This window comes from Flavobacterium sp. LM5, from assembly GCF_002017945.1.
GTDB classification, from domain to species: Bacteria; Bacteroidota; Bacteroidia; order Flavobacteriales; family Flavobacteriaceae; genus Flavobacterium; species Flavobacterium succinicans.
Genome location: NZ_MUFX01000009.1, coordinates 35211 through 52402, shown reverse-complemented (window position 1 = coordinate 52402; position 17192 = coordinate 35211). Strand labels below are relative to the sequence as shown.

At 31.9% G+C, this 17192-nt stretch carries 19 protein-coding genes; 2 read left to right on the top strand and 17 right to left on the bottom strand.

The window, feature by feature from the left end; all coding sequences use genetic code 11:
• Positions 1–143: 143 nt before the first annotated feature.
• Together BXU11_RS16200 and BXU11_RS16190 are read right to left on the bottom strand one after the other, a co-directional pair.
• On the bottom strand, positions 144–830 hold the full coding sequence (locus BXU11_RS16200; protein WP_189318545.1) for a hypothetical protein: 687 nt from the start codon (positions 828–830) through the stop codon (positions 144–146).
• A gap of 1082 nt (positions 831–1912) precedes the next feature.
• Positions 1913–2701 carry a DUF695 domain-containing protein gene (locus tag BXU11_RS16190; RefSeq protein WP_189318544.1) on the bottom strand — a complete coding sequence of 263 codons (789 nt, stop codon included), beginning with the start codon at positions 2699–2701 and terminating at the stop codon, positions 1913–1915.
• A gap of 222 nt (positions 2702–2923) precedes the next feature.
• On the opposite strand from BXU11_RS16190, the gene BXU11_RS17900 reads away from it, so the two are divergent.
• Positions 2924–3082 (top strand): hypothetical protein, encoded by a 159-nt coding sequence (locus BXU11_RS17900; protein WP_189318543.1) that lies wholly within the window; start codon positions 2924–2926, stop codon positions 3080–3082.
• Positions 3083–3246: 164 nt separating this feature from the next.
• Here the strand turns inward: BXU11_RS17900 and BXU11_RS16185 are convergent, their stop codons facing one another.
• From BXU11_RS16185 to BXU11_RS16165, 5 genes are all read right to left on the bottom strand, one after another.
• Positions 3247–3846 (bottom strand): hypothetical protein, encoded by a 600-nt coding sequence (locus tag BXU11_RS16185; protein ID WP_078213298.1) that lies wholly within the window; start codon positions 3844–3846, stop codon positions 3247–3249.
• A 166-nt stretch (positions 3847–4012) separates the two neighbouring features.
• Complete coding sequence (locus BXU11_RS16180) at positions 4013–4453, bottom strand: hypothetical protein (protein ID WP_223253758.1); 441 nt, start codon at positions 4451–4453, stop codon at positions 4013–4015.
• Entirely contained in the window at positions 4428–4847 is a 420-nt protein-coding gene (locus BXU11_RS16175) for a hypothetical protein (RefSeq protein WP_223253757.1), read from the bottom strand. Before BXU11_RS16175 ends, BXU11_RS16180 begins: the two co-directional genes overlap by 26 nt.
• A gap of 56 nt (positions 4848–4903) precedes the next feature.
• Positions 4904–5497 carry a Crp/Fnr family transcriptional regulator gene (locus BXU11_RS16170; protein WP_078213297.1) on the bottom strand — a complete coding sequence of 198 codons (594 nt, stop codon included), beginning with the start codon at positions 5495–5497 and terminating at the stop codon, positions 4904–4906.
• A 148-nt stretch (positions 5498–5645) separates the two neighbouring features.
• Positions 5646–6314, bottom strand: coding sequence for a suppressor of fused domain protein (locus BXU11_RS16165; RefSeq protein ID WP_078213296.1), 669 nt, complete (start codon positions 6312–6314; stop codon positions 5646–5648).
• Positions 6315–7044: 730 nt separating this feature from the next.
• On the opposite strand from BXU11_RS16165, the gene BXU11_RS16160 reads away from it, so the two are divergent.
• A complete protein-coding gene (locus tag BXU11_RS16160) occupies positions 7045–7317 on the top strand; it encodes a hypothetical protein (protein ID WP_078213295.1) in 273 nt (90 codons plus the stop codon).
• 148 nt (positions 7318–7465) lie between these two features.
• On the opposite strand, the gene BXU11_RS16155 is transcribed toward BXU11_RS16160, so the two are convergent.
• The 10 genes from BXU11_RS16155 to BXU11_RS16105 all read right to left on the bottom strand — a co-directional run bounded on the left by BXU11_RS16155 (position 7466) and on the right by BXU11_RS16105 (position 16879).
• Positions 7466–8170, bottom strand: coding sequence for a hypothetical protein (locus BXU11_RS16155; protein ID WP_078213294.1), 705 nt, complete (start codon positions 8168–8170; stop codon positions 7466–7468).
• Positions 8171–8359: 189 nt separating this feature from the next.
• On the bottom strand, positions 8360–8809 hold the full coding sequence (locus BXU11_RS16150; protein ID WP_078213293.1) for a GyrI-like domain-containing protein: 450 nt from the start codon (positions 8807–8809) through the stop codon (positions 8360–8362).
• Positions 8806–9060 carry a DUF3781 domain-containing protein gene (locus tag BXU11_RS16145; protein WP_078213292.1) on the bottom strand — a complete coding sequence of 85 codons (255 nt, stop codon included), beginning with the start codon at positions 9058–9060 and terminating at the stop codon, positions 8806–8808. The genes BXU11_RS16150 and BXU11_RS16145 overlap by 4 nt, the downstream gene beginning before the upstream one ends.
• A 186-nt stretch (positions 9061–9246) precedes the next feature.
• Positions 9247–10908, bottom strand: coding sequence for a serine hydrolase (locus BXU11_RS16140; protein WP_078213291.1), 1662 nt, complete (start codon positions 10906–10908; stop codon positions 9247–9249).
• 73 nt (positions 10909–10981) lie between these two features.
• The gene (locus tag BXU11_RS16135) at positions 10982–11779 is read right to left on the bottom strand and encodes a helix-turn-helix transcriptional regulator (RefSeq protein ID WP_078213290.1); all 798 of its coding nucleotides are present in this window, start codon (positions 11777–11779) and stop codon (positions 10982–10984) included.
• A gap of 171 nt (positions 11780–11950) precedes the next feature.
• The gene (locus BXU11_RS16130) at positions 11951–12283 is read right to left on the bottom strand and encodes a hypothetical protein (protein ID WP_078213289.1); all 333 of its coding nucleotides are present in this window, start codon (positions 12281–12283) and stop codon (positions 11951–11953) included.
• Between the two features lie 6 nt (positions 12284–12289).
• Complete coding sequence (locus BXU11_RS16125) at positions 12290–12685, bottom strand: hypothetical protein (RefSeq protein ID WP_078213288.1); 396 nt, start codon at positions 12683–12685, stop codon at positions 12290–12292.
• Positions 12686–12870: 185 nt separating this feature from the next.
• A complete protein-coding gene (locus tag BXU11_RS16120; RefSeq protein WP_078213287.1) occupies positions 12871–13383 on the bottom strand; it encodes a hypothetical protein in 513 nt (170 codons plus the stop codon).
• 700 nt (positions 13384–14083) lie between these two features.
• Positions 14084–14764, bottom strand: a complete 681-nt coding sequence (locus tag BXU11_RS16115; RefSeq protein ID WP_078213286.1) for a hypothetical protein — start codon at positions 14762–14764, stop codon at positions 14084–14086.
• Between the two features lie 1143 nt (positions 14765–15907).
• Positions 15908–16879, bottom strand: a complete 972-nt coding sequence (locus tag BXU11_RS16105; RefSeq protein WP_078213284.1) for a hypothetical protein — start codon at positions 16877–16879, stop codon at positions 15908–15910.
• Positions 16880–17192: the final 313 nt, after the last annotated feature.

Below are 17192 nucleotides of genomic sequence, written 5' to 3'. Positions count from 1 at the left end.
ACCAACGTTCCGGCGCTTGGCGAGGTTGCGAAGTTCGGAACCGATTATTTTCTATCAAAGATAAAATTTCTTGCGAGAAATAAACTTGTATTTACTACAAAATTCGCAATCTTGCCAAACGCCTGTTAGTGGCTGCTCTTGTTTCAGTCGTCAAATTCAATTGCATTTTTTGTATTTGTCGCCCAGTTATTAATATCAATTTTTATTTTCTGTTTCTCGTCAACTGTCAGTGTTTGCTTTGTTGGTAAAGACCAACTTGACAAACTTTTGAAGTAAAGTATAAGTCCGTTAAATCCCAATTCAAATTCAACTTCGGCAATTTTACTATTTTCGGTAATGTATAAAAATCCGCTTCGTCCGTGTGATTTTAAATGCACTCCTTCTTTCACTATCAATTCTTGAACTTTATCGTTTTGACGTCTTTCAGTTGCCCATTCTTCTTTAAGTTTCTCCGAGATATGATTTTGAAAATGTGTGTCGTCAAATTTTATTGTTGTCCAACCAAATGGTGTCTTTGATTTTATGTCTCGTTCGTTTCGCTTGATTTGTTTTCGACAATACTTTACTTTATCTGTTAAACCCATTTTTTTGGCAGAGTCTTCAAGTCCAAGCCAAAAGTCTTCTGCAAAGTAATGCTCTGTTTCATCCGAAAGTTCGATTAAACTATCAAGTGCAAGTTCCCATTCTCTGTTGTCTAAAAATTCAACACAATTAATAAACTGTCTGTGTGTTTTATAAAAGTCAGGCATATAGTCAACTATACGCTTTATGGTCTGCTCAGGTGAGAAGTCCAATTTCGGTTGTCGTTTTATGAAGTTGAATAGTTTCACTGTCGTCTTTTTAGAGTTGCCACTAACGTTCTCGCGCTACACGCGGTTTGGGTCTAAAGTAGCGTTATTTTTCTGATTAGCCAAAACTTCCAAATACAAACTAATTTTCTCATTAAGCCAATTGCCCAAATCGCTTGTAGCGTGTGTTAGGGTGTGTAGCGACACGTTTGAAAAGCACGAAAGTTCATCCGTTCCAATTTTCCAGCCCAATGTCGGCAACTTTTCCACGTTTCAATTTCGGTAACTTTTCAGTTTTCTGTTTGTCTTCGGAATATGTTTTTCCATTAAAACTCAAAATAAAAACGAAAAATTTTTCCGCTTTCTGTTTTCCGCAAAGTGATTCACATTTGCTTGTCTTTCGCATTTCGATGTCAGATTCTGAGCTTGATTTGCGTCGGCACGCTAGCTAGTTCATTACTATTTTTCAGTTGCAAAACGTCTGGTTGATGTCGGCTGTGTCTTTTCAACGGAGCTATACACCCTAACGTTCTCGCGCTACACGCGGTTTGGGACTAAATTAGCGTTATTTTTCTGATTAGCCAAAACTTCCAAATACAAACCGATTTTCCCATTAAACCAATTGCCCAAATCGCTTGTAGCGTGTGTTAGGGTGTGTAGCGACACGTTTGAAAAGCACCAAAGTTCATCCGTTCCAATTTTCCAGTCCAATGTCGGCAACTTTTCCATGTTTCAATTTCGGTAACTTTTCAGTTTTCTGTTTGTCTTCGGAATTATGTTTTTCCATTAAAACTCAAAATAAAAACGAAAAATTTTTCCGCTTTCTGTTTTCCGAAAAGTGATTCACATTTGCTTGTCTTTCGCATTTCGATGTCAGATTCTGAGTTTGATTTGAGTCGGCACGCTAGCTAGTTCATTATTATTTTTTCAGTTGCAAAACGTCTGGTTGATGTCGGCTGTTTCTTTTCAACGGAGCTATACACCCTAACGTCCCCGCGCTAAAAGCAGTTTGGGACTAAATTAAGCCCATTATTCGGATTTGCCAAATCTTCCAAATACAAACCAATTTTTCCATTAAGCCAAATGCCCAAATTGCTTGTAGCGTGTGTTAGTGGCTGGTGTTGTTATTTAGTAGATTGTTCTTTTTCAATACTAGTTTCCCACCCATCATAATTTCCACTGTATTTTGGTGCTAGTTTCCACAATTGAATTACATAATTATTTACACTTTCTTCATCTACTTTATCAATCCTTTTAATTTGCAATTGATAAGGAAATTCATCTTTTATTTTTTCTTTAGATACGACTGTAAATCCAAGTTTTTTTGTTTCATTTAAGTAATTTTCACGATCTTTTTCGGTTTTAAAATATATCCAATGAAATACTTCTCGTTCCAAAGTTAAATTGTCTCCACCTTCTTCTAAATTATCTAACACACTTCTGTTTCCAATCTTTTGAAATTCTTCGTCTGTTGGATATAAAAGTTTATAATATTTATTCCATTTTTCATCAACTTCAAAATTGAGAGTGTATTTAAATTGATTGTATTTTTTTAAAGTTTCGTCAAGCGTAGTTTGAATTTTATTGTCTTTAGTGTAAAAATAAAAGTCTCGAAGTCCATTTGAAGTTATTCTACCAACAAATACTTCGTTTTTAGTTAATGTTTCGATTAGTTTGTCTTCAATTTCTCCAAAAATTTTTAGTTCCTCTTCTGAAGAAGATAATCCTTCTTCATCTACATTATTCATTTGAAATGATAGTTTTAAAATATTTGGTTTAGCATTTATTGGTGCGATTTTATCTAATCCTGTATCTACAACAATAAATTGTTTGAAATTATTTTCAATTCTAATGAAAAATTCAAAATTTTCAACGTGTTTATTCTGCCCGAATAAGTTTCCAAATATTTCCATTGTAAATATTAAAATTAGAGTATTAAATCTTGTCATTTTTTCTGTTTTCTGCGGTACACTAGCCACTAACGTCCCTCTAGTACAGCTCGCTAGGGACTAAGCAAGCCGATTGACTTCGGATGCAAACAATGATAACAAATACAAACTAATATTAACTAAAAGCCTAAATACCCTAGTGAGTTGTACTAGATGTTGTAGGTAGGGTTTTTAACACTAAAGATTATGACTACTGAAATAGAAAAACTAGAAACAATGAGAGATTTATTAGTAATCACAATGACAATATTAATGGTAATTGTTTTTGTAATGGGTATATCATTGATTTTTATTACTGCTAAAATGTCTAAAATTCACAAAGAAAATATAGAAATGAGTATTTAAACGAAACGCTAGGTAAACTTACCTACAACGTTCCCGCGCTACACGCAGGCTGGGATTAAAGATGCGTAATCTTTCGGTTAAAAACAAATGTATCAAATACAAACTATTTTCAAATTAAGCCAATTGCCCAGCTTGCTTGTAGCGTGTGTTGGCAGATAGTGCTTTTATTGATATTGATATATTTCTGTATATAATTCCGATACTAATCTTTTTAAAAATGGGTTTTCAATTTTAGCCTTTTTGGTGTTTTTTTGTTTTGCGATTTTATGAAAAGACAATTTGTTGGATATATATTCTAAAATTCCATTTTTCACGTCTAACATATTGTAAACATATCCATATAATTCAGCCCCATAAACAATATATTTATTTGAATCTTTGTCTAATCCTCCGTATAGACTTTTATAATACGTTTTTTTACCTTGAATTGGCAATTCTCCTTCATTTCCCGATCCTAAAATTTTATAAACTCCATTTTCAGCTGACAAAAAAAATATTATTTTTTGCCCTTTCTTGTAATTTGTCCAACGAGAAGCACAAGTCCAATTTTCAAATTGATTAATTTTTACAGTTCGGTTAGCTAGCTTTCCTTTAATTAGTTCTACAAAAAGTACCGATATCTGTTTTCCTTCAACATTCTTTATTTCACCAATTCCAATTACTTTTGAATTATCGATTAGTTGACTAATAAGAAGTGGTGAATATTTAGCATTACAAACTGATGTAAATATTAATAAAAGAAAGATTATAACTTTATTTTTCATTTTTCGTGTCTTCGTTTACTTAGCATTTCTGCCAACGTCCCGGCGCTTAGCGAGGTTGCGAAGTTCGGAACTGATTATTTTCTATCAAAGATAAAATTTCTTGCGAAATGTAAACGTGATTTTAATACAAAATTCGCAATCTTGCCAAACGCATGTTATGCGTTCGTTATTTTTTCGGTATCAACAGTTTCCATTTTTGAAGTCCTCCAATTAAAAACAAAAGTCCAATAAAGACTGCAATTAGTGAATAGGTTATTTCCCAAAATTGGTTTGCTTGTTGTCTTTCCAAGTCAAATACTAGTTCCCCAATTCCGCGCAATAAATAAATTCCTGCTATAGTGAAAACTACAGGTTTTAAAAAAGGTAATTGTCTAAATTTATTGGCAGCCGAAAGTCCATATAAACCAAAAACAAAAAATACGACTGATACAGAAATGGTTAGTAAATATGGCAAGGTAGAATGAGTTTGAGCAAGTTCGGTCATTTCTTTTCCAATACCTGTTACTTCAAACATTTTGTCTGCCCAAAATAGTCCAACTAAATGTCCGACAGCAATTAAAATGTTTATATATCCGCCTAGTTTAAACATAATATTTCTTTGTTCCATATTTAATAAGTCCTCCAATTGTTAATAGGAGTATCCATTGACCAAGATTTATAAAATTGCTTGGAAACGATGGTGAAATTATAATTACAATGAACCAAACTATTGCATACCCAAAAAAATAGATTGAAAGCAATTGTAAAATTGTCTTTTTATTCTCAAAATAGTTGGTAAAATTTATGAGAGCAAGAGCAATAGAAGCAAAAAGTAAGTCAAAAGAAATCCAATGCCAACCGCACCTTGCCATCGTCCAAATTTGTTGCTTTTCTGCCCAATTATTTATATTTATGTCAGGTCTAATGCTTGTTAATTCTATATCTCCACCAATTGTGTGGGCTAAAAAGGCTAACCCAGTCAAAATATTTGCAAGTAGAATTGGAATGTTTATTTTTTTCATTTCATTTATTTTTTTGCAAAGTTCTATAAAAAGTAACGAAATCTATTTGATGTAAATCAAATTCGATTTTTGGGATTACGAATTCTACTTAAAGTTTCAAGTGTTATACCTAAATGAGATGCGATATATGTTAACGGTACTCTTTGAACTATATCTGGACGCATATTTATAAGACTTTCATATTTCTGTTGTGCCGTCTCAAATTGTATAGAAACTATTCTTTCTTGTAGTTGAAGCATTGTTTTTGTTACCGCAATTCTCCCTAATCGCTCAAAACAATGGTGTTTGTCTGTAAGTGTGAAAATAGCTTCTCTTGTTATTTCTAAAAAAGTAGTTTCTTCAAGTAATTCAATATTATGTTTGCTTGATACGTTTTGATAGAAACTGTTTATAGAACTCATAAAATCGCCTTCAAAAGCAAACCAATCTGTAATCTCTTTGTCGTTTTTATAGTAAAATGCTCTTACGCAACCACTAACAATAAAATACATTTTGTCCGCAAACTGTCCTTCTTTTACAATTAGTGATAATTTGTCAAAACATAATAATTTGCACGAGTTTTTTAAGTCGTTTTTACAGTCTACAGTCAAGTGCGAATAATTTTCGCTAATGGTTTCAATTGCGTTTTCTATGTCGGTCGTGTTTTTCATAATGACGCATAACGTTCTCGCGCTACAGCGGGTTTGGGACTAAATTAAGCCCTATTTTCGGATTTGCCAAATCATCCCAAATACAAAACCATTTTCCCATTAAGCCAATTGCCCAAATCCGTTGTAGCGTGTGTTATGTGATGCCAATTTAGACAACGGGGTTCCTATCTAAATCGCTGTAGGGATAAAATCCTTTTTCTTTTAGCAAATTGATTAATTTGTCACTTCCATTTTTTCTAGCAAATTCCATTTCGCTTCTAAAAACTTCTAAGCATAACAGTAAATGATGGCTTCTTTCCCCAATTTTAAATTCTTTGTTGTCAGGTCTATAATTATCTAAAATCAGACAATTATTTTCATCAGTTCCATTTGGAACTTCAATTGTTTCTTTAGGATTTAAAATTGCTTGCGAAGCATAATTTTCAATAGTGGTAAATATTCCACAAAAGCGTCTTTCGATTGTATTAAATTCAGTTTGGTTTTCTTCATTTTCGTTATAATCCAATTTTGTAAAACCAACTAATTCATAAGTTCCAATTCTGTTCGGTTTTGGTCCATATCCATCAGGATTTAGTAATTCCATTGTTGCGAATCCAGTCCCCTTAATATGATTTTTGAAATAATACATATCAACTGCACCTCCAACTGAAAATGGAATTATTGCGTGACCAACAATTCCGTGCATTTTACCTAATACACTTTCTAATCCTTGTTCTTTTAATTCGTAATCGACATTATATTCCTCTTCGGTAAATTCTTTTGTCGACAATTCAACTTCCTTATTTCTTCCACCGAATAAATTTTTGAAAAAACTCATATATCTTATATCTTATTTTAGTTGTTTTTTGGTTTGGTATCACATAACGTTTGCGGCTATGCGAAGTGCCTTCTTTCGCCGCTTCACTAATGATAGCTAAAATAGCCAAATTTTTTAATTTGTACTATTTTTATCTAAAAAAGCGGAAGGCATTTTGCATAGCCGCTGTTGGGGGTAGTTACTTAATTATGCACAACCATCGCTTAATTAAGTAACGGAGTTGGATAGACTACTCCTCTCTTTTTTTTTCAACACAATGCTATTCAATGAAACCAATTATTTATTGCGCTTAGCAAGCCTGCTAGGCGAAGTCAATAATAGGGGTTTTAGGGCTCTATTTTTTTGGTGATGTTTAAGTTAGCAAAAATAAATATAGTATTGACTTTGTCATTTATTTTCGATAACTTAGCCAAGTCTTTTACGTTGTCAAACGTATTGAAAGTGAACTTTCTACGATTCCCAATCGAAAGACTTGAAGCCTAAATGCTTTATTCTTCTAAACATCCCAAAAAAATATCCCGAAAATTCATTGTGAAAAAACGTCGTAGTCTAAGTGGCACGGTCCAATTACCTCCAACGTTCCGCTAGTATGCGATGGTTGGGGTTAGAAATCCTAATTATTCAGGCTAGAAAAAATAACAACAAGTACAAAACAATTAATAATTAATCACGATGCCCAACTATTGCTTACTAGCTGTTAGTGGTTGGGCTTTTAACAGAATTTAATGATATGAAAAAAGGAAACACAAAATTAACCTTTGAAATGATTAGTTTAGATGATGATTATTTAGTCGACCCAAATTCTATTTTCATCAACGGATGGTTGCCAAATTGGCAAATGCTCGAAGATTTTTTATTTAAAAAAGAAGGTAGTTGTTTAATAGAACTTATTGAAAAAATGGAAAGTGGTAAAATGTACCAAGTTGAATTAGAAATTTGGGTTGATTCAGATGATTACAGACATTGGATTGATTTCAAAGTTTTAGACAGCGGCTTGGTTTAGCCTTGCCACTAACGTTCTGGTACTACAGCGGGTTTGGGTTCTAAATTAAGATTTTTTTTTCGGTTATCACCAAACTGCCAAATACAAAAACATTTTACCATTAAGCCAAATGCCCAAATCCGTTGTAGTAGCTGTTGTATGCTGTTTTTTATAATCCGTAACCACTTTTCCACTCATTTATTTCTTTCGGGTGTTCTTTGTCAATTGGATAATTTGCCTTTACAAATTCAAATTGTTCTTTTGTTAGCAAAACCATTCTGCCGTCATTTCCAGAACTAATTGGATAAAATCTTTCGTTACTTTTCTGTGTTTTTAGCTGGTCGTTCAGCATTTCTATAAAGTTGACATACGAAATTCCCCAATCTTTGTCTCCAAAGTCATCATCATAGGCAATGTATTCTTTTCCGTTCAGTTTTATTGTATGGGTCCAGTGTTTTTCAGTTTGATTATTAAATTCATCTGAAATTTCAAGTTTCAAGTTTAGTTTGTCAAATGATTTTTTTACAGTTTCTAAATACTGAATTAAACCACCACCTTCAAATAGAGTTTCTGCATCAATAAAATAAAACCTATTGTCGGTAAATATTAAGCTTTCGCCTTTCATTTTGCCTTCAAAGAAATTTAATTCATTATACGATTTCTCAAATTCAGCTTTTGTTTCTTTCAAATCTTTTTTTTCGGTAAGATTGAAAAAATTGAGTTTTTCTAATTCGGATACAATTTGGTTTCCAGTTAGTTTAGTTTTGGTTATTTCTTGATGTTTTTCGGGTTCTTTTACCACAATGTTATTTTGAGATTTCGAATGACAACTAAATAATAAAAAGCTAAATAATAAGAGTAGTGTTTTATTCATTTTTGTTTTTAGTAAATGTTCTTTATTTTCGAAGTTTCTCTGTAAAATAGCATACAACGGTCGGGTATTGCCGAAGGCGGGGGTTTTTAGCACTAAAGTTCAATAGAATTACTAATCTTGAACCTTGAACAAAAGTTCAATCGAAGAACTTCAGCCCCGCTTTTGGCAATACCTTGTTGGTGGCTGGTGTTATTTTTTCGCTATATAAATTTCTACTTCCGAATTTTGTCCGTTTTGAGATTTCTGTCCGTAAACTTCAAAATCATACGAATATTTACGGTCTAATTCTTTGTCTCTTTTCCAAATGTCAAGCCAAACGTTTACCACAGCATTTGGCATTTCTCCTTTGGCAACAAATTTTTGAAAATTGTCAGCATTAAATTCTCGTCCAATAAGTTCGGAAGGAATTTCGTCAAGTGTCGAAACAGGAACTCCTATTATTGTTGTGTATTCGTCTGTAAAATCACTTTTGTAGTCTGTATAAATTGAAAGAACATTGTCAGAAACCTTGTTTGGTATTTTGTCAAATATATTTTGAGCATAAAACTGTCCCCAAAGATTTGTCAAGTCTTGTTGGGATTGATTGCCTTTATTAGTTGTTCTTGTCGAAATTCCAATTATTTTAAATCCGTTTGTCATATTTTATCTACTGTAATTATTCTGTAATTGTTTGAGTTTATGGTTACTCTTATTTGTTTTTCTGGGTTTGTTGCGTAATAGTTTTTTCCAATTTTCATAAAATTACCTTCATCTGTTTCGGCAAGTAATTTGTAAATTATTCTTTCAATTTCGCTTTTTGAAAAGGTTGTTTTCAGTTTTTTATTTATTCGTCCATAAACAAGTTCTGTATAGCAAATGTTGTTCAAAATTTTCGATTTGTCTATGTTCATTTTTTGTCAGTTTGTTTGTCAGCGTCGGTTCGGTACACTTTCCACCAACGTTCCCGCGCTAAAAGCAGTTTGGGACTAAATTAAGCCTATTCTTCGGATTTGCCAAATCTTCCAAATACAAAACCAATTTCAAATTAAGCCTAATACCCAAATTGCTTGTAGCGTGTGTTAGCCGTTCGTTGTTTTTTATTTTTTAAGATAAGGCAAGATATAATTTTCAAAAATCATTTCTGGCTGTTGTGTTTTTCCGTTTCTGAAATTTCCAGATGTGATAACTGCAACGGTTTTTAAACTGGGAATAACAAAAATATATTGACCACCAGCTCCTCTAGCTTCAATAGATTCAAAACTTTTTCCATTAACTTGATAGGTATTGTGCCACCATAAATATCCGTATCCATTTTTGTCTTTGGTGTTTTCTAAAACTCGATAATTTTTCAAGGAATTTTTTATCCATTTACTAGATATAATACGTTTTGCGTTCCATTTACCATAATTAAGATATAGTTCTCCAAATTTCAGCATATCGTTAGAAGTAAGATACATTCCACCGCCAAAATATGGATTTCCATTCAAATCAGCTTGTATGATATAGTTTGAAATATCTAGTTTTTGAAACAGATATTTATCCATAAATAATTCTAAAGGCTCTGTAATTATTGAATCCATAGCAATTCCCAGTAAATAAGGATTTGCAGAACCATAATTTGCTTTTGTATTTGGGGTATTTATCATTGGTACAGATAATATTGTTGCTATCCAATCCTTTGCTCTTTGAAAATTTTCTTCAGTTGCAGGAGATTTTGAATTTGCATTTATACCATAATCAATGGCGTCTAATCCTGAACTCATTGTTAAAAGGCTTTGGATATTTATTTTCGCTTTTAAACTGTCCTTTTGAGCTTGATATTTTGTGGGTAAAAAATCAAAAACAGATTGATTAACACTTTTGAATAATGATTTATCTAAAGCAATACCAACTATGGCTGATGAAATACTTTTTGCTGATGAACGCATATCGTGTGGTATATTTGCGGTATAACCATCAAAATAATTTTCATAAATAAGTTTGCCATTTCTCGAAATTAAAACCGAATGAGTATTGGGTAATGAATCCTTTAAAATAAGATTCTCCATTTCGGTAAGTTTTAGAATAGAAGTTTTATTATCTGTTTCAAAACCACCAATTTTCCAATCGGCTTTGGATTTTTTTAAATCTATTTCTGTGATTAAATGGGTTCCTAAATATATACCTAGTTGAATTGTATTAGGTTCTAATTTTCCTTTAAATTGTAATCCGGTTTTAAAATCAGAAAAGGATATAACATCATTTTCTTTTTGGAAATTATCGCACCAAGTTCCTGTAAAACGATTGTCGCCTAAAATGGGATACGCTTGATATTCATTTTTAGAACCATTTTCTACACTTAAATAAAAATCTTGTGATTTTAGTTCGGTTACCATCAAAATATTCCAATCTCCTATATAAGAATTGTTGTTTGACTTTGTTAGTTTTAAATGATAAAGTAATAAACCAGATTTAATAAAGCCATTAATTTCTTTGTTATCCTTAGACAGAATACCTTCAAAAAATAAATTTTCAGCAAATGGAATTTTTATTTGATTAATAGTAGTCGCATTAAATGGAAAATCAATAATATTTTTATTGTTATAAATTTTGAAAATAGCTTTTTCAAATCCTAAATTATTTATTTCAACTTTTAAATTGAAAGTTTTGGAATTTTCGATTTTTCCTTCCCAATTATCTGTATATTCTGCCATATCTTGTGCATTGACAGAAAACGAAAAAAGAATAAAGAAAAAGATGATGATGTTTTGAAATTTCATTTTTTGATTGATTAATGATGATTTGCAAAGATGAGTTTTTGAATTTTATCAAAATTGTATAAAATTAACATTATCACATTTTTCTAAATAATTTTGTTGGAGTTGTATTATAGATTCGCTTAAAACTTGAAATAAAATGACTTTGGTCATAAAATCCGCATTGATAGCAGATTTTTGTCATCGAAATTTTATTGGAAGCAATTAAACAAAAAGCTTTATTGACTTTTAATAACCTAATATAATTGCTTAGGCTTGTGCCAAAATATCTGTTGAACTCTCTGGATAAGTGAATGGGATGAATCCCTAAAATGGAACTTAGATTGTTTAAGGAGTAATCCATTCGTTCCTCGATTAAAAGTTCCTGAAGTTTATTTGCCCAATCAGGTTTTTTAGCACTTATTTTTTTGTTTTCTTTTATGTTTGTAAAAATTTCAATCATTAATGTTTCAATGCCTAAATTTGAATATTGGTCTTTTATTTTGGATTCAACATATACTTTATTCATCAAATTTTTAGCCAAAGGATTTTTTATATTTATGCTTCCTTCAAAGTCAGTTATTTTAATATCGTAATTTAAAAACCAATTTTCATTCAATTCAATATGAAATCCTCTTGTATATTCGGGTGGTTTTAAGTTGTAATGTGCGTCTTGCCAATTGTGAAATAACAAACTTCCAGGTTCTAAATAATAGGATTCTTTTTTGTTGGATTCAAAGAGTTTGCCTTGAAGTAAATAAGTAAAATATGGATTTTCGTGATAATGCCAATCTACTTTACTATGTGTGTATTCTGTGTCAGTTATAATGATATTTTCAAAAGTTGACTTTTGGTAATGTGTTCCGAAAAATTCTCCTTTTTTTAGTATGTTCATTTATTTTTTTGGTTTCTGCAGTACAATGACGGCTAACGTTCCCGCGCTACAAGCAGTTTGGGACTAAATTAAGCCCATTATTCGGATTTGCCAAATATTGCTGATACAAAACCATATTTAAATTAAGCCTAATACCCAAATTGCTTGTAGCGTGTGTTACCAGCTGGTTATTTATTCAATTAGGTTTTTATTCCTAATGGATATTTCGTCAAAAAGAGCTTTTAGATTTTTATATTGAGTTTCAAGATTGATAATGTAATCTTTAATTGCATCATCATGAATAAAAACTGTTTTTATTGCTTGGTGTTGTTGTTCGGAGTATTCTTGTTCAGAAACCTGATTAAGAGTTTCTAGATATTGTCTGTTTGTAATATTAGAGTCAGGAAAAGCAACTTTATCCCATGTTTTGGTTTTGTCTAGAAAGCTTCGGTAAACAATTTTAAATTCTGCAATAAGATTTAAGTTTCTTTCGTACTTTGTAATTAGTTCATTTCTATTTTCCATAGCTATTTAAAGTTCTTTTTCGAATAGTTTTTTCAAAGGTTTGATTCCGCTTCCTAAAACCATAGTTTTTTCCATTATATTTATTAGTTCAAGCATTTCAAAATTAAATTTTCGTTGTAGATTTTTATTTTCAAAATAAACTTCCCACACTGCACCTGATCCACCCCACATATTCACACTATTAATATCATCTATAAAAATTTGGTAATCTTCTGTTTCTAAATTCTGCATTAAGTTTTCCACTACGTTTGCTTGACCAAATAATTCCCCTTTTCTAAGAATTGTTTCTATGTTTTTCAACGTATCAAGATATTTGGATTTAGCATTTTTAACAAGCTCAAATACTTCGGTCTTGTCGAATTCAATACCAAATATTTTGCAAATACTTTTATAAAGATTCATAGTAATTTAGTTGTTTTTTTTTGTGCAATTTTGGCTACTTGCTGGTAACGTTCTCGCGCTACAGCGGGTTTGGGACTAAATTAAGCCTTATCTTCGGATTTGCCAAATCATCCCAAATACAAGACCATTTTTAAATTAAGCCAATTGCCCAAATCCGTTGTAGCGTGTGTTGGCGGTTCGGTTTTTTATTTCATACTAGTTTTTCCAAGTACAAAATCATTATTCCATTCTTCTAAATCTTGACAATCATTTACCTTACTCTTTTTAAAAACTAGTTTTTCATTTTTAATGTAGAATTTAGTGTTTTCAAATACGTCATATAAATCTTCAGTTTTTAAATCGCAATCTTTAAATGATTTTTTAAACATATGGTTTTCGCCAATTTTCCCATATTTTTCGCAGTTTCCGCCAAAAACAATTAAAAAACAACAGTTTTTGGGTTTGAAACTATTCAATATAATCGTGTCATTTTCAATTCTCCATTTTCCTTTAGAATTTGAGCGTGACATACAAGCTCCACTAAAAAAGTCATATGTATTGTCATTATTTATCTTTAAAGTAGCAGTATATGGAATTGGTTTTTTTGTCGATTTCCATTCAGCAATATATTTATTTCTTATTTCGTTTTCAGTTGAATTTTTACAAGCAATGAAACTCAAAAAAGATGACAAAATTAAAATACTAATTATTCTTTTCATACGTGAAGTTTCTGATTTACTGCTAAACTGACCGCCAACGTTCCCGCTCTACACGCAGGCTGGGATTAAAGATGCGTAATCTTTCGGTTAAAAACAAATGTATTAAATACAAAACCATTTTCAAATTAAGCCAAATGCCCAGCTTGCTTGTAGCGTGTGTTATAGGGCGGTTGTTTAGTCGAAATTACTATTAAACCGCAAATTTTTCACGCTTCTGTTGGTCAATTCCAGCTTTCACACTTTTTCATTTTTTACGTTAGAGTAGGCGAGTCCCAATTTTAGATTTGCTTCGCCTGTTCACTTTCGTTAGAGTCTCCTTTTCAAGTTTTGCTTGGTAAGTTTCGTTTTTCACACTTCAGCTTTTCACGTTTCTGTTGGCAAAGTGCAATATTCACATTTCCGTTTTCACACTTCCGTTTTTCGTCTGCTTGTCGTTAGAATCCAATTTTCAACGTTTGCTGGCGCTTCCAATTTTCACGCTTCTGCTTTGAAAACATTCGGCGGAAACAACTGTTTATTTTCAAATTGGATTTGCCTGTGTAATTTCGGCTCAACTGCCCTATAACGTTCCCGCGCTACAAGCAGTTTGGGACTAAATTAAGCCCATTCTTCGGATTTGCCAAATCTTCCAAATACAAGACCAATTTTAAATTAAGCCTAATACCCAAATTGCTTGTAGCGTGTGTTGGCGGTAGTATTTTTATTTACAATTCGATATTTTCTTTGTCATTATACTGTCAAATTTCTGTGTATAATTAAACCCAAAGCGTGAGTCTAAATCTTTGTATGTTGAAACATAAAATTCAGAACTACCATCACTATAAGTTCTACCTGCGTGAAAAATTGCTAATTTATTTCTTGATGGTTCTTTTGGGTTTTTTTCGGTTGTCCATTCTTCGTTAAAATCTCTTACATCAAGTTGTTCAATTTTTAGACGTTTACCATTTTTGTCTACTAGATAAAACTCATAATTTATAAAACCTTGTTCATCTTTAAATTTTGTTAATAATATTCCGTCTTTTGGGATTTTGTATATTCTACGCTTATTTTCATATTGTATTTCTTCTCCACATTTTGAATTGAATCTGATTCTTACACATCCACGATAATTTTCAGGAATTAAAAATGTTTCTGGCTCAATAGTTTTATATTCTTTCCAAAAATATTGATATGTAAAAAAGAATAGGATAGGAGTAATTGTGTATAAAATCTTAGAAATAATTTTTCTTTTACCTAACCAAACTAAAATTAGACCTAAAATAAAAACAAAAAATGGTATTCCATAAAAATAAAGTGAGCCAGGAAGAATTGAAATAAAAAATGTACTAATAATGACAAGTGTTATTCCAATTTTAAAAGTTAAGTTTCTATCAAATTTCATTTTTTCTGTTTCGTTCGGATAATATTACCGCCAACGTTTGCGGCTATGCGAAGTGCCTTCTTTCGCCGCTTCACTAATGATAGCTAAAATAGCCAAATTTTTTAATTTGTACTATTTTTATCTAAAAAAGCGGAAGGCATTTTGCATAGCCGCTGTTGGGGGTAGTTACTTAATTATGCACAACCATCGCTTAATTAAGTAACGGAGTTGGATAGACTACTCCTCTCTTTTTTTTTCAACACAATGCTATTCAATGAAACCAATTATTTATTGCGCTTAGCAAGCCTGCTAGGCGAAGTCAATAATAGGGGTTTTAGGGCTCTATTTTTTTGGTGATGTTTAAGTTAGCAAAAATAAATATAGTATTGACTTTGTCATTTATTTTCGATAACTTAGCTAAGTCTTTTACGTTGTTAAACGTATTGAAAGTGAACTTTCTACGATTCCCAATCGAAAGACTTGAAGCCTAAATGCTTTATTCTTCTAAACATCCCAAAAAAATATCCCGAAAATTCATTGTGAAAAAACGTCGTAGTCTAAGTGGCACGGTCCAATTACCTCCAACGTTCCCGCGCTACACGCGGTTTGGGTCTAAAGTAGCGTTATTTTTCTGATTAGCCAAAACTTCCAAATACAAACTAATTTTCTCATTAAGCCAATTGCCCAAATCGCTTGTAGCGTGTGTTAGGGTGTGTAGCGACACGTTTGAAAAGCACGAAAGTTCATCCGTTCCAATTTTCCAGCCCAATGTCGGCAACTTTTCCACGTTTCAATTTCGGTAACTTTTCAGTTTTCTGTTTGTCTTCGGAATATGTTTTTCCATTAAAACTCAAAATAAAAACGAAAAATTTTTCCGCTTTCTGTTTTCCGCAAAGTGATTCACATTTGCTTGTCTTTCGCATTTCGATGTCAGATTCTGAGCTTGATTTGCGTCGGCACGCTAGCTAGTTCATTACTATTTTTCAGTTGCAAAACGTCTGGTTGATGTCGGCTGTGTCTTTTCAACGGAGCTATACACCCTAACGTTCCGGCGCTTGGCGAGGTTGCGAACTTCGAAACCGATTATTTTCTATCAAAGATAAAATTTCTTGCGAAATGTAAACGTGAATTTACTACAAAATTCGCAATCTTGCCAAACGCCTGTTAGCAGCTGCCATTGTTTATGTTTAGAAATTTTAAATATTCAGAGATGGTCATTACATTATTTTCTAAATTGTTTAATTTTAAAACTTCAATCATTTCTTTGTCTGATGTTATAATTAACATTTTCCCTTCGTTTATTGTATTGTTTGAAATCACGTATGAGATTTGATAATCCCATAACCAATTCCATCTTTTAGTTTTCGAACTTTTTGAAAAAATATCAATGTTGTCTTCAATCATTTTACAGAGAATCCATTGAAAAAATCCTGAAGAGATTGGTAATTCTGTTCTCAAGAAGTATGCACGATTTTGGAGTTCTTCGTCAGATAATTTTATTTCTAAATTTTCAGAAATAATTTTCAATGTTTGTAAAGCTAGATGTTGAGCATAAGAATCAGCTTTAAAATGATCAATAAGTTTTTTCCGTCTAGTTTTTGAATTTAAATTTGGATAATTTTTTTTCATTGCTAGGTTAGCAGCAGAAAGCAACTCGGACAAAGTAGTAGCAAAACCCAATTCGTGCTTTTGTAAATTATTTTTCACGAATTCATAAACTTCTTTACTAATCTTTGGTTTTTTATTTTCAAATGATTTAAACGATTCTATAAGTTTTGAGAACTTTTTTGAACTTTTGTCGAAGTCAATCGGCAAAGCTCCGAACATCATTGCTGAAACTTGGAAAAAAGGGATTGCACAAATTCTAATTTCATCTTTCTCTGAATCGTAACAGTGATTACTTAAAAATTGTAAACTGTTTAAACAATTTTTATGATTCAAACCACTTTCATCTTCGACCAAATTTGCCATTAATTCCAAATTTACTGTGAAAGTAGAAATTGCCTCAATATTATTTCCTTTTTCGGCAACATTTAGTTCCTTGAATAGACTAACAATTTCTGTTTCAGTTTTCTCTAAAACAATCTGTCGATAAGAATTTGTATCAAAAAAAACGGAAATCTTTTCTTGTGTCATTGTCGTTTTGTGGTTGCTGCTAACGTTCCCGCGCTACACGCGGTTTGGGACTAAATTAGCGTTAATTTTCGGATTAGCCAAAACTTCCAAATACGAACCAATTTTCCCATTAAACCAATTGCCCAAATCGCTTGTAGCGTTTGTTAGGGTGTGTAGCGACACGTTTGAAAAGCACCAAAGTTCATCCGTTCCAATTTTCCAGTCCAATGTCGGCAACTTTTCCATGTTTCAATTTCGGTAACTTTTCAGTTTTCTGTTTGTCTTCGGAATTATGTTTTTCCATTAAAACTCAAAATAAAAACGAAAAATTTTT